Below are 17,846 nucleotides of genomic sequence, written 5' to 3'. Positions count from 1 at the left end.
CTCCCGCCGCCCTCACCCCGCCCGCCATGCCTGAGCGCGTTCCCCTTGGGGACGAGCGGCAGGCACCACCGCCACCGGCGTATACGGCCTGGGGCGCGGGCACGGCGGCGGCGCTCGTCGTCATGGCCGGCGTCGCCTGGTTGAAGTACTCGGACGGACGCGCGAGCGCGGGCGCGCTCGCGGACGCGCTCGCGCTGTTCCAGACCGACGGGGCCGGCCCCGAGGTGGCCCTGCTGGTCTGGCCGGGATTCCTGGTCGGGGCGCTGTTCGTCACGGTCATGTGCTGGTCCGCCGGCTACGGGCAACCGGCCGCCCTGCGCGTCCGCGCGGCGCTCGCCGCGGGCGGGACCTCCGGGCTGCTGTTCTTCACCGACGTCCGACTGCTCTCGGACTACGGCACCGACTTGCCGTACGCGACGGCCGACACCGGCCTCAGGTGGACGTTGGTGCTCATCGCACCCACCGCCGGACTGGTCACCGGCATGGCCGCCCGGGCCGCGATGGGACAGGGGGCGGGGCGCGGACGCCTGGTGATGACCGCTGCCACGGCCACCGCCACCCTGCTCCTGGTGGCCGTGTATCTGCTGCGCGAGGTCCAGGACAAGTGGGCCCGGATCGACATCGTCTACGGGATCACCCTGACCACGGGCGTGCCGATCGCCGGGCTGCTGACCGGGTTCCTGGTGCATCTCACCGCACGCCGGTCGCTGCGCCCGGTCGAGGCCATCCGGCGGGAGATGGAGGACATCACCAGCCAGTCCCTCGACCGGCGGGTACCGGTGCCGGCCGGCACCGATGTGATCGCCGACCTGGCCCGTACCACCAACGAGACGCTCGACCGTCTGGAACAGGCGTCCGCGCGGCAGCAGCAGTTCGTCGGCGACGCCGCCCATGAGCTGCGCAGCCCCCTGGCCGGGCTGCGCGCGCAGCTGGAGTCCGCGCTGCGCCATCCCGGTTCGGTCCAGTGGCCGTCGGTGGTCGAGAACGCGGCGGCGGACGTCGTACGGCTCCAGGCCCTGGCGGACGACCTCCTGCTGCTGGCCCGGATGGACGGGACCCGGCACCCGTGCCCGGAACCGAAGGCCGTCGACCTGTCGGCCATCGCCGAGGACCTCGTACGCGAGCACCAGCACCTGCCGGTCGCCCGGAAGCTCGAGCTGAGCCGCGAAGCGGACGGTCCCGCCCCGGTCATGGGCGATGCCTCACAGCTGGAGCGGCTGCTGCGCAATCTGATCGGGAACGCCTGCCGCCATGCCTCCCGCACCGTCGTGGTGCGCACCCGTCCCGACGTCAACGCCGGCACCGTCGTCGTACAGGTCGCGGACGACGGCGCGGGCATCCCGCAGGCCGACCGGGAGCGCGTGTTCGAACGCTTCACCCGCCTCGACGAGGCGAGGGCCCGCGCGTCCGGCGGCGCCGGCCTGGGCCTGGCCATCGCCCGCGAGATCGCCGCGCGCCACGGCGGAACGCTGACGGTCGCGGACCGCGCCCGGGGAGCGTGCCTCGAAGGCCGCTTCCCTCTATGCCCGCTGCCACAGGAACCTGCCCAGGACCAGGGGCCCGTCCGTGCGGGACACGTCACAGATGTCCGATAGGGGTTGCGTCTTATTACCGACGGGTAGCATCATCGTAGTTACTAAGTGGTACGTGGATGAGAAACATCGATCCTTACGGAGCCGTCGCCATGGGGCACTACAAGTCGAATCTCCGCGACATCGAGTTCAACCTCTTCGAGGTCCTCGGGCGCGACAAGCTGTACGGCACCGGCCCGTTCGCGGAGATGGACGTCGACACTGCCAAGACCATCCTCGAAGAGATCGCGCGTCTCGCCGAGAACGAGCTCGCCGAATCCTTCGCGGACGCCGACCGCAATCCCCCGGTTTTCGACCCCGAGACCAACACCGCGCCCGTCCCGGCGTCCTTCAAGAAGAGCTACCAGGCCTTCATGGACTCCGAGTACTGGCGCCTGGGCCTGCCCGAGGAGATCGGCGGCACCACCTCGCCCCGCTCCCTGATCTGGTCGTACGCGGAGCTGCTCCTCGGCTCGAACCCGGCCATCTGGATGTACTCCTCGGGCCCCGCCTTCGCGGGCATCCTCTTCGAGGAGGGCAACGAGGCGCAGAAGAAGGTCGCCCAGATAGCTGTCGAGAAGCGCTGGGGCTCCACCATGGTGCTCACCGAGCCGGACGCCGGCTCGGACGTCGGCGCCGGCCGCACCAAGGCCGTCGAGCAGGAGGACGGCTCCTGGCACATCGAGGGCGTGAAGCGCTTCATCACCTCCGGTGAGCACGACATGGAGGAGAACATCCTTCACTACGTGCTGGCCCGCCCCGAGGGCCACGGCCCCGGCACCAAGGGCCTGTCGCTCTTCCTCGTGCCGAAGTTCCACTTCGACTGGGAGACCGGCGAGCTGGGCGAGCGCAACGGCGTGTACGCCACGAACGTCGAGCACAAGATGGGCATCAAGGCCTCCAACACCTGCGAGATGACGTTCGGCGACCAGCACCCCGCCAAGGGCTGGCTGATCGGCGACAAGCACGACGGCATCCGCCAGATGTTCATGATCATCGAGTTCGCCCGGATGATGGTCGGCACGAAGGCCATCGCGACCCTGTCCACCGGCTACCTGAACGCGCTGGAGTACGCCAAGGAGCGCGTCCAGGGCCAGGACCTGGTGAACTTCGCGGACAAGACCGCGCCCAAGGTCACCATCACGCACCACCCGGACGTGCGCCGCGCGCTGATGACGCAGAAGGCGTACGCCGAGGGCATGCGCGCCCTGGTCCTCTACACCGCATCCGTCCAGGACGAGATCGCCCTCAAGGAAGCCGCGGGCGAGGACGCCAAGGCGCTCGTCGCGCTGAACGACCTGCTGCTGCCGATCGTGAAGGGCTACGGCTCGGAGAAGTCGTACGAGCAGCTGGCCCAGTCGCTGCAGACCTTTGGCGGCTCCGGCTATCTGCAGGAGTACCCGATCGAGCAGTACATCCGGGACGCCAAGATCGACACCCTCTACGAGGGCACCACGGCCATCCAGGGCCAGGACTACTTCTTCCGGAAGATCGTCCGCGACCAGGGCCAGGCGCTGAACACCCTCTCCGAGGAGATCAAGAAGTTCCTGGCGGTCGGCACCGGCGGCGACGAGCTGGCCCCGGCCCGCGACGCGCTCGCCAAGGCCGCGGTGGACCTGGAGGCGATCGTCGGCACGATGACGAACGACCTCATCGCCACCGGCGAGGACGTCAAGAACATCTACAAGGTGGGCCTGAACACCACCCGCCTGCTGATGGCCTCGGGCGACGTCGTCGTCGGCTACCTGCTGCTGCGCGGCGCGGCTGTCGCGGCGGAGAAGCTCCCGACGGCCTCCGCGAAGGACGTGCCCTTCTACCAGGGCAAGATCGCGGCCGCGAAGTTCTTCGCCACGAACGTCCTGCCGGGCGTCTCGGCGGAGCGCGCGCTCGCGGAGACTGTCGACAACTCGCTGATGGACCTCGACGAGGCGGCTTTCTAGTCACGCCGATGCGTCCTTGATGTGGCCCGCCCCCAGTTCCGGGGGCGGGCCACATCCATGACCGGACCCCCGGGACCGACGCGCCGCCGGCCTGGGCCCGGCCGATCGGCAGACGGGCCACGCCTGTCCCTCGTTAAGGTGACCCCATGAGCGCGAGAACCGCCCGCTTCGACCGCGGCCACACCGACGACCTGATGTCCTTCCTGGCGGCGAGCCCGTCGCCGTACCACGCGGTCGCAGGCGCGGCCGCGCGGCTGGAGAAGGCCGGATTCCGGCAGGTGCTGGAGACAGACGCCTGGGACGGTACGCACGGCGGCAAGTACGTGCTGCGCGGCGGCGCGATCATCGCCTGGTACGTGCCCGAGGGCGCCGAGCCGCACACCCCGTTCCGGATCGTCGGCGCCCACACCGACTCGCCCAATCTGCGGGTCAAGCCGCTGCCGGACACCGGCGCGTACGGCTGGCGGCAGATCGCCGTCGAGGTGTACGGCGGGACGCTCCTCAACACCTGGCTGGACCGGGACCTCGGTCTCGCCGGCCGGCTCACCCTGCGCGACGGCAGCCACCGCCTGGTCAACATCGACCGTGCGCTGCTGCGCGTCCCGCAGCTCGCCATCCACCTGGACCGCTCGGCCAACGACGGGCTGAAGCTGGACCGGCAGAAGCACCTCCAGCCGATCTGGGGTCTCGGCGAGGTCGAGGAAGGCGATCTGATCCGGTTCCTGGAGCAGGAGTCGGGCCTCGCCGACGGCGACGTCACCGGCTGGGACCTGATGGTGCACTCCATCGAGCCGCCGTCCTATCTGGGCCGCGACCGCGAACTGGTCGCCGGGCCGCGGATGGACAACCTGCTCTCGGTGCACGCGGGCACGGCCGCGCTCGCCGCCGTCGCCGAGTCAGGGGAGCTGCCCTGCATCCCCGTCCTCGCCGCCTTCGACCACGAGGAGAACGGCTCCCAGGCCGACACCGGCGCCGACGGTCCGCTGCTCGGCAATGTGCTGGAGCGTTCGGTGTTCGCGCGCGGCGGTGCGTACGAGGACAGGGCGCGCGCCTTCGCGGGCACGGTGTGCCTCTCGTCCGACACCGGCCACGCCGTCCACCCCAACTACGCGGAGCGACACGACCCGACGCACCACCCGCGGGCCAACGGCGGACCGATCCTCAAGGTGAACGTCAACCAGCGGTACGCCACCGACGGCAGCGGCCGCGCGGTGTTCGCCGAAGCCTGCGAGCGGGCCGGGGTGCCGTGGCAGACGTTCGTGTCGAACAACGCGATGCCGTGCGGCACGACCATCGGCCCGATCACCGCGGCCCGGCACGGCATCCAGACCGTCGACATCGGCGTGGCGATCCTGTCGATGCACAGCGCGCGTGAACTGTGCGGCGCACAGGACCCCTATCTGCTGGCGAACGCCCTCACCGCGTTCCTGGAGGCCTGAAGTCCCCTGGCTGGGGGGCCGGTTGGGTGTGCGAAACATCTGCGAAAGCAGCCGTGCGCCACGGTGACGACCATGGTTCTCCAAGGTCGTCAAAAGGTGGTCTCCCACCGGCCCGGCCCCTCGCGGCGCACCCTGTTCCTCACGCTCGCCTCGGCGGTCGCGGTCCTTGTCGCAGGGTGCTGGTTCGTCATCCAGCGGCACAACGAGCGGCCGCCGTGGGCCGAGGACATCGCGTACGAATCGGGTTACGTCCAGGGCCGACGGATCCGGATGTACGACCCGACCGGCCAGGAGGTGAAGAAGCTCCTGGCCGGCGGGTGCGCGGAGATCCGGTCCGCCGGCTGGGGCGGGCGCAAGGCGACGTACGACCCCGGCCTGTGGGTGGACGGCTGCCTGGACGGTGCGGCGGGCCGCCAGCCCCTGCGACAGGGGCTCTTCCACTAGGGCGTGTTGGGCGTAGCGCCGCTACTCCTGGTCCATCCCGGCCAGTACGAGCGGCAGCCGCGTGACCCCGTCCGCGCTCACCCGCACCGGAACACCCCAGTCCTGCTGGTGCACATGGCACGCCGGGTACTCGTTGGACGGGTCGTCGTCGCAGGACGCCGCCATCGCCGACACATGCAGCACGCCCTCGGCGACCGCCGGATCGATCTCCAGGTCGCGCGCCAGGTCCGTGCCCGCGCCCTCACCGGAGATCAGCAGCCCCGGCGGGGTCGAGGAGACGAGCAGCCGGGTAGACGGCCCGTACCGGGTGTCCAGCTTCTGGCCGGCCGGGGCCTGGAAGACCACGTCCAACCGCAGCTTGCCTCCGGCGACTTCGGTCGCGGCACGCTGGGTGCGGTGGGCTACGGCATCGACGCGTACCGCCTCCTCCGGCAGCCGCAGCCGGGTCAGCCGGTGCCGCGCGGACTCCACCACGACGATGTCCTCGCCGACCAGCACGGCGTCGCTCGGCTCCCGCAGATCGGTGGCCAGGGTGGTCACCTCGCCGCTGTGCCCCTCTTGAACAGGAGGTGTGTAGCGGCGCAGCGCGTGGTTGTACGTGTCGCTGACGGCCACCGACCCGTCGGGCAGCGCGGTCACGCCCAACGGGTGCTGGAGCAGGGCCTGTCCGGCCGCACCGTCGCGGTGGCCGAAGTCGAAGAGTCCGGTGCCGACGGCGGTGTGCACGGCGCCCTCGCGGTCGACGTACCGCAGCGCGCTGGTCTCCGAGTCGGCGACCCACAGCCGCTCCTCGGTCGCCGCGAGCCCGGACGGCTGGGCGAACCACGCCTCGGCGACCGGGCCGTCGACCAGGCCCTCGTTGGTGGTTCCCGCGGCGACGCGGACCGTGCCCCGCTCGGGGTCGTACGCCCACAGCTGGTGGACGCCGGCCATCGCGATCCACACCTCGCCCTGCCACCAGGCCACGTCCCACGGCGAGGAGAGATCCACGTCGCGGGCAGGGCCGTTCGCCGGCGAGCCCTGCCACCACTGCCTGCCTGTCCCGGCGACGGTGGTGGTCTCGCCGTTCTCCAGGTCGAGCACGCGCAGGGCGTGGTTGACGGTATCGGCGACGACGACGCGCCCCCCGGGCAGCAGGGCAAGCCCCTGGGGTTCACTGAACCGGGCCCGCTCGGGGCTGCCGTCGACGAGCCCCCGCTCACCGTCGCCGTACCGCTGGACGACCGTCTCGGCGTCGGCAGCCAGCCGCACCAGCTGATGGCGGGTGGTGTCGGAGACCAGAAAACCGCCGTCGGGCAGCACGAGCACCTTGCCGGGGAAGCGCAGATGCGTGGCGACCGGCTCGGGCGCGACATACGGCCCGTCACCGCGCCGCAGCGTGCCCTTGGCGACGTGCTCCGCCTCCAGCTCCTCGACGAGCTTCTCGATGGCGTGCGCATGCCCCTCGCCCGCGTGCTGGGCGACGACATAGCCCTCGGGGTCGATGACGACGAGGGTGGGCCAGGCCCGTACGGCGTACTGCTTCCAGGTGGCGAGCTCGGGGTCGTCGAGCACGGGGTGATGCACCTGATAGCGCTCGACGGCGTCCACGACGGCCTGGTGCTCGGCCTCGTGCACGAACTTCGGCGAGTGGACCCCGATGATCACCACGGTGTCGCGGTGCTTCTCCTCGAGCTCGCGCAGCTCGTCCAGGACATGCAGACAGTTGATGCAGCAAAATGTCCAAAAATCAACAACAATGCACTTACCTCGCAGATCGGCGAGGGTAAGCTCTTTGCCTCCGGTATTGAGCCAGCCGCCCTTTCCGACCAGCTCAGGGGCACGGACACGGGCGCGGCGGCGCGGGGCAGGCGAAGCGGCAGTCATGGTCCCAAGCGTGCCACGTCTGTATGAAGCCTCAACCACAGCCGCCCTATGCGCAATGCGGGTGCCGTTGTCTCCGCCGAGGGCTTCGGCAGCCTTACCCGGGGCAAGCTCACACGGCTGTGTCCCCACTTGCCGGCTTCGCCCAATGGATCTGGACACGCTGCTCGGGGATGATCCTCTGACCTCGTATTCCCTTGCTCACTTCCACCCGATCCACGGCGAGCAACAACCGGTCGCGCCGCTCTTCGGTCGTCGCGCCCATCCACGCCTCGCGCAACGTGGGGCCGTCAAGCATCGGAGACACATCCGCAGACGGCACGGGGAGCTCGCGGAGATCACCACGAAGGCCGTCGATGCGCCCTCGCAGGCGCTCTGAGAGCCGGTTGTACCGTTCCACGGCTGCGGCGCCGTTGAACTCGCCACGCACGTAGCGCGCGTCCTCAAGGTCGGCCAACCGGGCCTCCTCATCCAGGATTTCGGCAGTGAGCGCATCACGTTTCGCGAAGGTCTCCGGGTCCAAGCGATGCACCCAGCGGTCAGCGATCGCGACGAGCAGCGGGTCGTCCGGTTCGAGAGCCGGAAGCTTGGTGAGGAACTGTTCGGTCACGTAGTTGTCCACGGTCTCAGCCAACGCCGACGCCCCGATGCACTGGTTCCCCGCGCGGCGCGCCATGCACTGATAGCTGCCGCCCACACGATGCATCCGGCGGCCGCAGCCGGGAACCGCGCAGTAGACGAGTCCTGTGAGCAGGGCCGCACCTTCGGGCTTCGGCCGCCTCATCCCTGCGTGGACGAACGTTCTGGATTCCAGCGTGCGGATGATCCGTTCACGCTCTCCGACCGTAATGATCCCCTCGCCGATCGAGACCGTGTCCAGCGTCTCGGGGTCGCGGTACGGGAAGACCCTGCCCGTGTACTTCCGTTCGCCGTCGCCTGTCTCAACGGTCTCGGTCTCCGGCATCAGGCCGGCGAACGCGGGTGAACGCAAGAGCTGCATGATGCTCGCCGCATTCCATTGCCCGCCCCTTGGCGAGGGGATCTCGTGCTCGTTGAGAAGTCGCGCGATCTTGACCAGCGATGTCCCGGCGAGCGCTTCATCTGCGATCAGACGGGCGTAGACGGAGTGCTCAGGCTCGAGTACGAGCTTCTTGGTCTTCGTGTCGATCCTGAGCCCGTATGGAGGCTGCCCGCCGATCCACTGGCCCTTGCTGCGCAGGTGGCGCTTGGCGTGGCCGACGCGAGTACCGAGATTCTTGGACTCGGACCGGGCGAGCTCGGCGAGCATCGCGACGGCCTTGCGCGCCGCGTCGTTCGAGGTGTCCAGCCCGTCGAGAACCGAGACGAGACGGCCGCCGGCCTTCTCGATGTCGTCCAGCACCTTGCCGACCTCGCCGATGCCCCTGCGGGACAGGCGGTCCAGCTTCCAGACGATCAGCGTGCCGACAACCCCGGCGGTGACTGCCACCAGTGCAGCATCGAAACCCTTGCGCTCGACGGCCTTGTAGCCGGAGCGGCCTCTGTCTATGTGAACCTTGCGGACGGTCAGTCCGCTGCTCTCGGCCCATGCACGGCAGTCGGATTCCTGCCGTTCTATCGCAGTCTTGCCGTCCCGGTCGAGGGACAACCTCAGGTACAGGTCACAGATCGTGTCTTGATGCACACACTCAGTTTGACCAAGAGTTCAGTGCCCTGTTGTCCATTCTCAGAAATCGAGGACAACGATGCGTCCTCGCAGGTCAGCGAGGGTGTTTTGGGTGTCGCCCGTAGGGAGTCAGCCGCCCCTGCCGATGAGCTCGGGGGCCCGAACGCGTGCACGTGTAGCCATACCCCCATCCAACCGCACGCGAGCGGGTACGCATTCCAGCCATGAAATACCTCGTACGCGACAAGATCTTCGCGATCGGTGACGACTACTGGATCGAGGACGAGCAGGGGCGCCGTGCCTTCCTCGTCGACGGCAAGGCGCTGCGGCTGCGCGACACGCTGGAGCTCAAGGACCCGAGCGGGCTTGTGCTCATCACGCTGCGCAAGAAGCTGCTGAGCCTGCGGGACACTATGACCGTCGAACGGGGCGACGCGCCGCTCGCCACGATCCGCAAGAAGCGGCTCTCGCTGCTGCGCAACCACTACCGGGTGACACTCGCAGAGGGCACGGAACTGGATGTCAGCGGCCGGATCCTGCACCGGGAGTTCGTGATCGAGTACGACGGCGAACTGCTGGCGCACATCTCGAAGCAGTGGTTCCGGGTGCGGGAGACGTACGCGGTGAATGTCGTCCGGGATGACGCGGATCCGGCGCTGATGATCGCGGTGGCGGTCTGCGTGATCCGCATGGCGGAAAAGGAACGGGACGACGACTAGCTAGGCCACGGAAGCGGCGGAAGCGGCGGGCGGCCGATGAGTTTCTCCATGATCGGCAGTCAGAGATCATGACTGGTGCACCGCAGCCACCAGCGTGGGCGAAGCGGCACCGGCCGAACCCGCTGAGAACCAGACACGAGATTCCGAGGAACCTTAGATGCGTACCCTGATCAGCACCGCCTTCATCTCCCTCGACGGCGTCGTGGAGGCCCCTGGCGGCGAGCCCGGTTACCGGAACTCCGGGTGGACCTTCAAGGACATCGAGTTCCTCCCCGAGGCATTCGACATCAAGGGGCGGGAGCAGAAGGAAGCCACCGCCATACTGATGGGCCGGACCAGCTACGAGGCGTTCAGCCCGGTGTGGCCCGACATGGAGGACTTCGCCGACTACAAAGTGATGCCGAAGTACGTCGTCTCCACCACCCTCACCGAGGACAACCTGGTGTCGAACTGGGGCGAGACGACAATCCTGCGCTCACTCGACGAGGTCGCCGCCCTGAAGGAGACCGAGGGCGGGCCGATCATCGTCCACGGCAGCGCCTCCCTGAACCAGGCCCTCTCGGACGCCGGCCTGATCGACCGTTACCACCTGATCGTCTTCCCGCTGCTGCTCGGTGCGGGCAAGCGGCTCTTCAGCGCCACGGACAAGGACACGCAGAAGCTGAAGCTCGTCGAGCACGAGGTCTACGCCAACGGCCTGCAGAAGAACGTCTTCGACGTCGTCCACTGACAAGGCTCGCGCACTCGCCCTGCCGTCGTGTCCCGGGGCTCGGCCCCGGACCGCGGCAGGGCACGCGAACCCGGCAAGATCGGCCGGACAGGGCCTTAAGCCCCCGGCGGCGCGTCCAGGCCCAGCCGCCGGTCCTTCAGCGCCGGGAACTGCTCGCGCGTCGCCGTCACCTTCTCCGCCGACAGTTCCACCCGCAGGACCTCCTCGCCCGGCCCCGCCTCCGCCAGGACCTCGCCCCACGGGTCGACCACGATGCTGTGGCCCGCCTGCTCGACTCCCGCGTGGGTCCCCGCGGTGCCGCAGGCCAGGACGTAGGCCTGGTTCTCGACCGCGCGGGCGCGGGCCAGCAGGGTCCAGTGTTCGCGGCGGCGGGCGGGCCAGCCGGCCGGGATGACGAAGGCCTGGGCGCCGGCGTCCACGAGGCCGCGGAAGAGTTCGGGGAAGCGCAGGTCGTAGCAGGTCGCCAGGCCGACGGTGAGGCCGGGCAGCGGGACGGTGACGAGTCCGTCGCCCGCGCCCATCATCACCGCCTCACCCTTGTCGAAGCCGAAGCGGTGGATCTTGCGGTAGGTGCCGACCAGTTCACCGGCGGGGGAGAGGACGAGGGAGGTGTTGTAGAGCGTGCCGTCAGCGGCCTTCTCCACGACGGAGCCGGCGTGCAGCCACACGCCCGCGTCGCTCGCCGCCTTCGCCATCACCTCGTACGTCGGCCCGGTGACCGTCTCCGCCTCCTCGGCGAAGGACTCGTAGGCGAAGGCGCCGACGGGCCACAGTTCCGGCAGGATCACCAGATCGGCGTCCTGTTGTTCGCGTACCAGCGAAGCGGCCCGCGCCCTACGAGAATTGACTGTTTCGTCCGGGTCTACTGCGATCTGGATGAGAGAGGCGCGCACACTACCACCGTCCTGGCATTCGAGCCGTCAACGCGGGCCTACGATCGTCACACGAAAGCACTGCCGGGGTGCCGTCCGGCAGCGTAACTTAACTGCCGAGCCTCCCACGCAGCCCAGCAGTCAGCAGCCCAGCCCGCGTACCGCAGAACCGCCGAGGGGTCCCGTGACCGTCCATCCCAGCCTCCAGACCTACGCCGACGCCTGGACCCACTCCATCGAATCGATAGCAGAGCTGGTGCAGCCGCTCGTGGAAGGCGAGTGGAACCGGCCGACGCCGTGTCCCGCCTGGTCGGTCCGCGATGTCGTCTCGCACGTCATCGGCATGGAGTGCGAGATGCTCGGCGATCCCCGGCCGATCCATACGCTGCCGCGCGATCTCTACCATGTGCAGAGCGAGTTCGCCCGCTACATGGAGATGCAGGTCGATGTGCGCCGGCACCACACGGCGCCGGAGATGACCTCGGAGCTGGAGTACACGATCATCCGGCGGGCCCGTCAGCTGCGGAACGAGAGCCGCGCCCCCGACACCATGGTCCGTGCCCCGCTCGGCGCCGAGCAGACCCTTGAACTCGCCATGCGGATGCGGGCGTTCGACACCTGGGCGCATGAGCAGGATCTGCGGGTGGCGCTCGGCAAGCCGGGCAACCTCGACTCCCCCGGCGCGTATGTCGCGCGGGACTGTCTGCTCGAAGCCCTGCCGAAGGTCGTCGCCAAGGACGCGGGTGCGCCCGCGAATTCGGCGGTCGTCTTCGATGTGCACGGTCCGGTGGAATTCCTGCGCACGGTCCGGGTGGACGCGGACGGCCGCGGCACGGTGGACGGCGCGCCCTCGCTCGGGCCCGTCGTGACCCTCGCCATGGACTGGGAGACCTACGTCCGCCTGGCATGCGGGCGGGTGCGGGCGGCCGCGGTGCAGGACCGGGTCAAGGTGGACGGGGACGCGGAGCTGGGCGCGGCGATCCTGCGGGAGTTCGCGGTCACGCCGTAGCCGAGGAGCCGGGCGCGCGCGGCAGGCGGTCCGTGCCGTCACGCCGGTACGTGCACGGCCTCCACCCGGCTCGCCACCAGCCGTTCCCGCTCCCGCCGCACCGTGCGCGCCCGCAGCCGCAGGATCTGCCCGATCCCGACGGCCTCCAGCACGAACACCGACGAGAACGCGATCCGGTAGTTGTCGCCGGTCGCGTCCAGCAGCACCCCGACCGCCAGCAGTGTCGTCATGGAGGCCACGAAGCCGCCCATGTTGACGATGCCCGACGCCGTCCCCTGCCGTTCCGGGGGATTGGCGGGGCGGGCGAAGTCGAAGCCGATCATCGACGCGGGCCCGCATGCCCCGAGCACCGTGCAGAGTGTGATCAGCAGCCACATCGGGGCAGGGTCGCCGGGGTACACGATGGTGGCGGCCCATACGAGTGCGGTCGCCCCGACTGTGCCGAGAGCGAGCGGGACCCGGGCCGCATGGTGGCGCGCGATGATCTGCCCGTACACCAGGCCCACCACCATGTTGGAGAGCACCACCAGGGTGAGCAGTTCGCCCGCCGTCTCCCGGGACAGGCCCTGTGCCTCGACCAGGAAGGGCATCCCCCACAGCAACAGGAACACCATCGCGGGGAACTGGGTGGTGAAGTGGACCCACAGGCCGAGTCTGGTGCCGGGCTCCCGCCAGGACAGGGCGATCTGCTTGCGTACGAAAGCAGATCCGGCGTGCCGGGCGGGCGGTGGCTCATGGCCCTCGGGGTGGTCGTTGAGGAAGAGCACGAGCAGGACGAGCACGACCAGTCCGGCCGCCGCGCTGCCCGCGAAGGTGGCGGTCCAGCCCAGGCCGTGGAGCATCCGGGCGATGACGATGGTCGAGACGAGGTTGCCCGCCATCCCGAAGAGCGCGGCGACCTGCCCGATGAGGGGTCCGCGCCGCGCCGGGAACCAGCGGGTGCCGAGCCGCAGCACGCTGATGAAGGTCATCGCGTCGCCGCAGCCGAGGAGCGCACGCGAGGCGAGGGCCGTGCCGTACGAGGGGGAGAACGCGAAGCCCAGCTGCCCGGCCGTGAACAGCACCACGCCGATGGTGAGGACCTTCTTGGTGCCGAGGCGGTCGACCAGCAGGCCGACGGGTATCTGCATCCCCGCGTACACGAGCAGTTGGAGGATGGAGAAGGTGGACAGCGCGGAGGCGTTGACGTCGAAGCGGTCGGCGGCGTCGAGTCCGGCGACGCCCAGGGACGTACGGAAGATGACGGCGACGAAGTAGACGGCGACGCCGATGCCCCAGACCGCGGCGGCCCGCCGTCCGCCGGGTGGATCCCCCGGCAGGGTGGCGGCGCAGGCGCTCACCGGACCTCGCCCCGCGCCAGGTTGCTGAACCAGCCGACGTGGCGGTGGACGAGGGCGGCCGCCGCGTCCGGGTCTCCGGCGCGCAGTGCCTCAAGGATCTCGCTGTGCTCGGCGACGTTCTTGGCGATCCGGTCGGGGTGGGAGTGCATGACGGCGACGCCCATCCTCAGCTGCCGGTCGCGGAGTTGGTCGTAGAGGCGGGAGAGGATCGCGTTGCCCCCGCTGCGGACGATCTCGGCGTGGAAGCAGCGGTCGGTGACGGCGACGGCGGCCAGGTCGCCCTCCTCGCCCTGTCGCTTCTGCTGTTCGAGGAGCTCTTCGAGGCGGGCGATCAGCTGCGGCGAGGCCGGTACGGCCTTGCGGGCGGCGTGCTCCTCGACCAGCATCCGGGTCTCGACCACATCGGCGATCTCCTGTGCGGAGACGGCGAGGACGAGGGCGCCCTTCTTCGGGTAGAGCTTGATCAGCCCTTCGACCTCCAGCTTGAGGAGCGCTTCGCGGACGGGGGTGCGCGATACGCCGACGGCGTCGGCCAGTTCGCCCTCGGTGAGGAGGGTTCCGCCCTCGTAGCGGCGGTCGAGGACGGCTTGCTTGATATGGGTGTAGACGCGGTCTGCGGCAGGGGCGGCGGCGGGCATGCGCACAGCTTAGATACAACACAGGTGCATCAGGAAGTCTGGTCCACGATGCAGGACGGGCAAGGGGTTTGGGCGCCTGGAACAAGAAGTTCGCAACTTCCGTACATCCATTCGCTCCGCTCACGAGTCTCATGTCGGGACCCTGTTTTCCCTGGGCCCCATCGACTGTGAAAGTCACGGGACTTAACGGACTTTCGCCGCAAACGCGACTATCGGAGCGTTCCCTTTGATACTCAAAAGCAAGGGCCTGCGCAGAGCCGCCGGCGTCGCCCTCGCCGGCGGCCTGCTGTTGGCGGCCTCGCCCCTGGCCACAACCGCCCAGGCGGCGGTGCCGATCCCGACGATCAGCGCCAAGGGCGGCTTCCTTCTCGACCAGGCGGACGGCAAGCCGGTCTACGGCAAGGCCAACAACACCCGCCGCCAGATCGCGAGCACGACGAAGCTGGTGACGGCCATCACGGTCCTCACCCAGCCCGGCGCGGACCTCACCAAGAAGGTCACCGTCAAGCAGGCGTACCGGGACTACGTCGTCCGGCAGGGCGCGAGCACCGCGGACCTGCGCACCGGTGACAAGCTGACCGTCCGTCAGCTGCTGTCCGCGATGATGCTGCCGTCCGGCTGCGACGCCGCGTACGCCCTCGCCGACGCCTACGGCACCGGAACGACGACCGCCGCCCGCACGTCTTCGTTCATCGGCAAGATGAACGCCAAGGCCAAGCAGCTCGGCCTGGTGAACACGCACTTCGACTCGTTCGACGGAATCTCCGCGGCGGGCGCCAACTACTCCACCCCGTGGGACCTGGCGAAGCTCGCCCGTCACGCGATGAGCAGCGCGACCTTCCGCGATGTCGTCAAGGCCACGTCGTACAAGACCGTCGCGACGACGAGCACCGGCGCCACCCGCACGTACACCTGGTACAACACCAACGCGCTCCTCGGCTCGTACAGCGGGGCCATCGGCGTGAAGACCGGCACCGGCACGGCTGCCGGCCCCTGCCTCGTCTTCGCCGCCACCCGCGGCACGAAGACCTACGTCGGCGTCGTCCTCGCCAGCTCCAGCGTCACCGAGCGCACCAAGGACGCGGCGAAGCTGCTGGACTTCGGTTTCGGCTCCACCACCGCCCAGACGATGACGGTTCGAACGCTCCCGGCCGGCGCGCAGCGCGACTGACGCACCGCTGAGAACACGAGGTCCCGTGACGCATCGCGTCACGGGACCTCGGTTTTCCGGGCCGTCGGGCCGTCAGGCCCAGGTGATCAGCCGCTTGGGCTGCTCCAGGATCGCCGCGACGTCCGCGAGCACCTTGGAGCCCAGTTCCCCGTCGACCAGCCGGTGGTCGAAGGAGAGCGCGAGCGTGGTGACCTGCCTCGGCTTGACCTTGCCCTTGTGGACCCAGGGCTGGAGCTTGATCGCGCCGACCGCGAGGATCGCGGACTCGCCCGGGTTCAGGATCGGCGTACCGGTGTCGACGCCGAAGACGCCCACGTTGGTGATCGTGACCGTGCCGCCCTGCATGGCCGCGGGAGTGGTCTTGCCCTCGCGGGCGGTGGAGACCAGCTCGCCGAGTGCCTGCGCCAGTTCGGGCAGGGTCTTGTCGTGCGCGTCCTTGATGTTCGGCACGATCAGACCGCGCGGCGTGGCCGCGGCGATGCCCAGGTTGACGTAGTGCTTCTGCACGATCTCCTGGGCGGCCTCGTCCCAGGCCGCGTTGACGGCGGGGTTGCGCTTGATCGCGACCAGCAGCGCCTTGGCGATCAGCAGCAGCGGATTGACCCGCAGCCCCGCCATGTCCTTGTCGGCCTTGAGCTCGTCGACGAGCTTCATCGTCCGTGTCACGTCGAGCGTGATGAACTCCGTGACATGCGGCGCGGTGAAGGCGCTGCCGACCATCGCCGCCGCGGTGGCCTTGCGTACTCCCTTGATGGGGATACGGGTCTCCCGGGCGCCCGCCACGACAGGCTCGGGTGGGGGCTGCGCGGCGGGCTCGGCCCGGACCGGCGCGGGCGCCGGAGCCGGGGCGGCCGCCGCGTGGACGTCCTCCCGCGTGATGACTCCGTCGGGCCCGGTCGGGGTGACCGTCGCCAGATCGATGCCCAGGTCCTTGGCGAGCTTGCGGACCGGGGGCTTGGCGAGCGGGCGGGCCGGGCCGGTGACGACGCCGTGGCCGTTCATCTCGGCCTGGATCGCGGACGCCGCCGCGGCCTGCTCCGGGACGGCGGGCGTGCCCTTGCGGGCGCGGCGCTTGGTGGAGGTCTCGGCGACGCCGTAGCCGACGAGGACGGGCGTACGGCCCTTCGGCTCGGCCTCCTCGGCCGGCGCCTCGGCGGGCGTCTCGACGACGGGGGCGGCAGCGGCGGCCGGGGCCGCGTCACCGCTGCCCGGCGCCACGTCGATCGTGATGATCGAGGTGCCGACATCGACGGTCGTGCCCTCCTCGAAGCGGAGCTCGTGCACCACGCCGTCGTACGGGATCGGCAGCTCGACGGCCGCCTTCGCCGTCTCGACCTCGCAGACGACCTGGCCGTCCGTCACCGTGTCTCCGGGCTGGACGTACCACTTGAGGATCTCGGCCTCGGTGAGTCCCTCGCCCACATCGGGCATCTTGAACTCTCGGAAGCGGAGCGAAGTGTCTTGAGTCATGGTCACGGCACTCCTCAGTACGCGAGCGAGCGGTCGACGGCGTCCAGCACCCGGTCAAGTCCCGGAAGGTACTCCTCCTCGAGCCGTGCCGGCGGGTAGGGGGCGTGGAAGCCTCCGACCCTCAGCACCGGGGCCTCCAGGTGGTAGAAACACCGCTCCGTGATGCGAGCGGCGATCTCCGCGCCGGAGCCGTAGAAGACCGGGGCCTCGTGGACGACGACGAGCCTGCCCGTCTTCTCCACGGAGGTCTGGATGGTGTCGAAGTCGATCGGGGACATCGAGCGCAGGTCGATGACCTCCACCGACTTGCCCTCGTCGGCGGCCGCGGCAGCCGCCTCCAGGCAGACCTTCACCATCGGACCGTACGCCACGAGCGTGAGATCCGATCCCGCCTTGACGACGCGGCCCTTGTGCAGCGGGCCCGGGATGGCCTCGGTGTCGACCTCGCTCTTGTCCCAGTAGCGCCGCTTCGGCTCGAAGAAGATGACCGGGTCGTCGCTCTGGATCGCCTGCTGGAGCATCCAGTACGCGTCGGAGGAGTTGGACGGCGAGATGACCTTGAGGCCCGCGACATGCGCGAACAGAGCCTCGGGGGACTCGCTGTGGTGCTCGACCGCGCCGATGCCGCCGCCGTAGGGGATGCGGATGACGACCGGCAGCTTGATCTTGCCGAGCGCGCGGGCGTGCATCTTCGCGAGCTGCGTGACGATCTGGTCGTACGCGGGGAAGACGAAGCCGTCGAACTGGATCTCCACGACGGGCCGGTAGCCGCGCAGCGCGAGACCGATCGCCGTGCCGACGATGCCGGACTCGGCGAGCGGGGTGTCGATGACCCGGTCCTCGCCGAAGTCCTTCTGCAGTCCGTCGGTCACCCGGAAGACGCCGCCGAGCTTGCCGACGTCCTCACCCATGATCAGGACCTTGGGGTCGGTGTCGAGTGCCTTGCGCAGCGACTCGTTGAGCGCCTTGGCGAGGGGAAGCTTCTGTACGGCCAT

At 69.5% G+C, this 17,846-nt stretch carries 15 protein-coding genes; 8 read left to right on the top strand and 7 right to left on the bottom strand.

The genetic code is table 11. The features are described 5' to 3' along the window. The first annotated feature begins 26 nt into the window (after positions 1-26). The 4 genes from OG741_RS20835 to OG741_RS20820 all read left to right on the top strand — a co-directional run bounded on the left by OG741_RS20835 (position 27) and on the right by OG741_RS20820 (position 5,394). Positions 27-1,595, top strand: a complete 1,569-nt coding sequence (locus tag OG741_RS20835; RefSeq protein ID WP_405600018.1) for a sensor histidine kinase — start codon at positions 27-29, stop codon at positions 1,593-1,595. An 89-nt stretch (positions 1,596-1,684) separates the two neighbouring features. After that, positions 1,685-3,511, top strand: a complete 1,827-nt coding sequence (locus OG741_RS20830; RefSeq protein WP_405605679.1) for an acyl-CoA dehydrogenase — start codon at positions 1,685-1,687, stop codon at positions 3,509-3,511. A gap of 146 nt (positions 3,512-3,657) precedes the next feature. Continuing rightward, the gene (locus OG741_RS20825; RefSeq protein WP_405600017.1) at positions 3,658-4,950 is read left to right on the top strand and encodes a M18 family aminopeptidase; all 1,293 of its coding nucleotides are present in this window, start codon (positions 3,658-3,660) and stop codon (positions 4,948-4,950) included. A gap of 72 nt (positions 4,951-5,022) precedes the next feature. Next, positions 5,023-5,394 carry a hypothetical protein gene (locus OG741_RS20820; protein ID WP_405600015.1) on the top strand — a complete coding sequence of 124 codons (372 nt, stop codon included), beginning with the start codon at positions 5,023-5,025 and terminating at the stop codon, positions 5,392-5,394. A gap of 21 nt (positions 5,395-5,415) precedes the next feature. Here the strand turns inward: OG741_RS20820 and OG741_RS20815 are convergent, their stop codons facing one another. Next, complete coding sequence (locus OG741_RS20815; RefSeq protein ID WP_405600013.1) at positions 5,416-7,260, bottom strand: NHL domain-containing thioredoxin family protein; 1,845 nt, start codon at positions 7,258-7,260, stop codon at positions 5,416-5,418. Between the two features lie 109 nt (positions 7,261-7,369). Then, on the bottom strand, positions 7,370-8,920 hold the full coding sequence (locus tag OG741_RS20810) for a recombinase family protein (protein ID WP_405600011.1): 1,551 nt from the start codon (positions 8,918-8,920) through the stop codon (positions 7,370-7,372). A gap of 206 nt (positions 8,921-9,126) precedes the next feature. On the opposite strand from OG741_RS20810, the gene OG741_RS20805 reads away from it, so the two are divergent. After that, entirely contained in the window at positions 9,127-9,621 is a 495-nt protein-coding gene (locus tag OG741_RS20805) for an LURP-one-related/scramblase family protein (protein WP_405600009.1), read from the top strand. Positions 9,622-9,778: 157 nt separating this feature from the next. Further along, positions 9,779-10,351, top strand: a complete 573-nt coding sequence (locus OG741_RS20800) for a dihydrofolate reductase family protein (RefSeq protein WP_405600007.1) — start codon at positions 9,779-9,781, stop codon at positions 10,349-10,351. Positions 10,352-10,446: 95 nt separating this feature from the next. Here OG741_RS20800 and OG741_RS20795 read toward each other — a convergent pair whose 3' ends face one another. Continuing rightward, entirely contained in the window at positions 10,447-11,244 is a 798-nt protein-coding gene (locus OG741_RS20795; protein WP_405600006.1) for a carbon-nitrogen family hydrolase, read from the bottom strand. A 163-nt stretch (positions 11,245-11,407) separates the two neighbouring features. Between OG741_RS20795 and OG741_RS20790 the strand changes: the two genes are divergently transcribed. Continuing rightward, complete coding sequence (locus OG741_RS20790) at positions 11,408-12,232, top strand: maleylpyruvate isomerase family mycothiol-dependent enzyme (protein WP_405600004.1); 825 nt, start codon at positions 11,408-11,410, stop codon at positions 12,230-12,232. A gap of 38 nt (positions 12,233-12,270) precedes the next feature. Here OG741_RS20790 and OG741_RS20785 read toward each other — a convergent pair whose 3' ends face one another. After that, on the bottom strand, positions 12,271-13,572 hold the full coding sequence (locus tag OG741_RS20785) for a nitrate/nitrite transporter (protein WP_405600002.1): 1,302 nt from the start codon (positions 13,570-13,572) through the stop codon (positions 12,271-12,273). Then, complete coding sequence (locus OG741_RS20780) at positions 13,569-14,210, bottom strand: GntR family transcriptional regulator (RefSeq protein ID WP_405600000.1); 642 nt, start codon at positions 14,208-14,210, stop codon at positions 13,569-13,571. Before OG741_RS20780 ends, OG741_RS20785 begins: the two co-directional genes overlap by 4 nt. A gap of 247 nt (positions 14,211-14,457) precedes the next feature. Here OG741_RS20780 and OG741_RS20775 point away from each other — a divergent pair, with 247 nt between their 5' ends. Then, the gene (locus OG741_RS20775; RefSeq protein ID WP_405605677.1) at positions 14,458-15,381 is read left to right on the top strand and encodes a D-alanyl-D-alanine carboxypeptidase family protein; all 924 of its coding nucleotides are present in this window, start codon (positions 14,458-14,460) and stop codon (positions 15,379-15,381) included. 72 nt (positions 15,382-15,453) lie between these two features. On the opposite strand, the gene OG741_RS20770 is transcribed toward OG741_RS20775, so the two are convergent. Together OG741_RS20770 and OG741_RS20765 are read right to left on the bottom strand one after the other, a co-directional pair. Beyond that, positions 15,454-16,851: a dihydrolipoamide acetyltransferase family protein gene (locus OG741_RS20770; protein WP_405599998.1), complete on the bottom strand. Its 1,398-nt coding sequence runs from the start codon at positions 16,849-16,851 to the stop codon at positions 15,454-15,456. Between the two features lie 14 nt (positions 16,852-16,865). Beyond that, positions 16,866-17,846 carry an alpha-ketoacid dehydrogenase subunit beta gene (locus OG741_RS20765; protein WP_266480306.1) on the bottom strand — a complete coding sequence of 327 codons (981 nt, stop codon included), beginning with the start codon at positions 17,844-17,846 and terminating at the stop codon, positions 16,866-16,868.

The sequence above is a fragment of the Streptomyces sp. NBC_01410 genome (genome assembly GCF_045040195.1).
In the GTDB taxonomy this organism is placed as follows: Bacteria; Actinomycetota; Actinomycetes; order Streptomycetales; family Streptomycetaceae; genus Streptomyces.
Note: the sequence above shows the minus strand (reverse complement) of the source record. Positions and strands in the feature narration are given on the sequence as shown.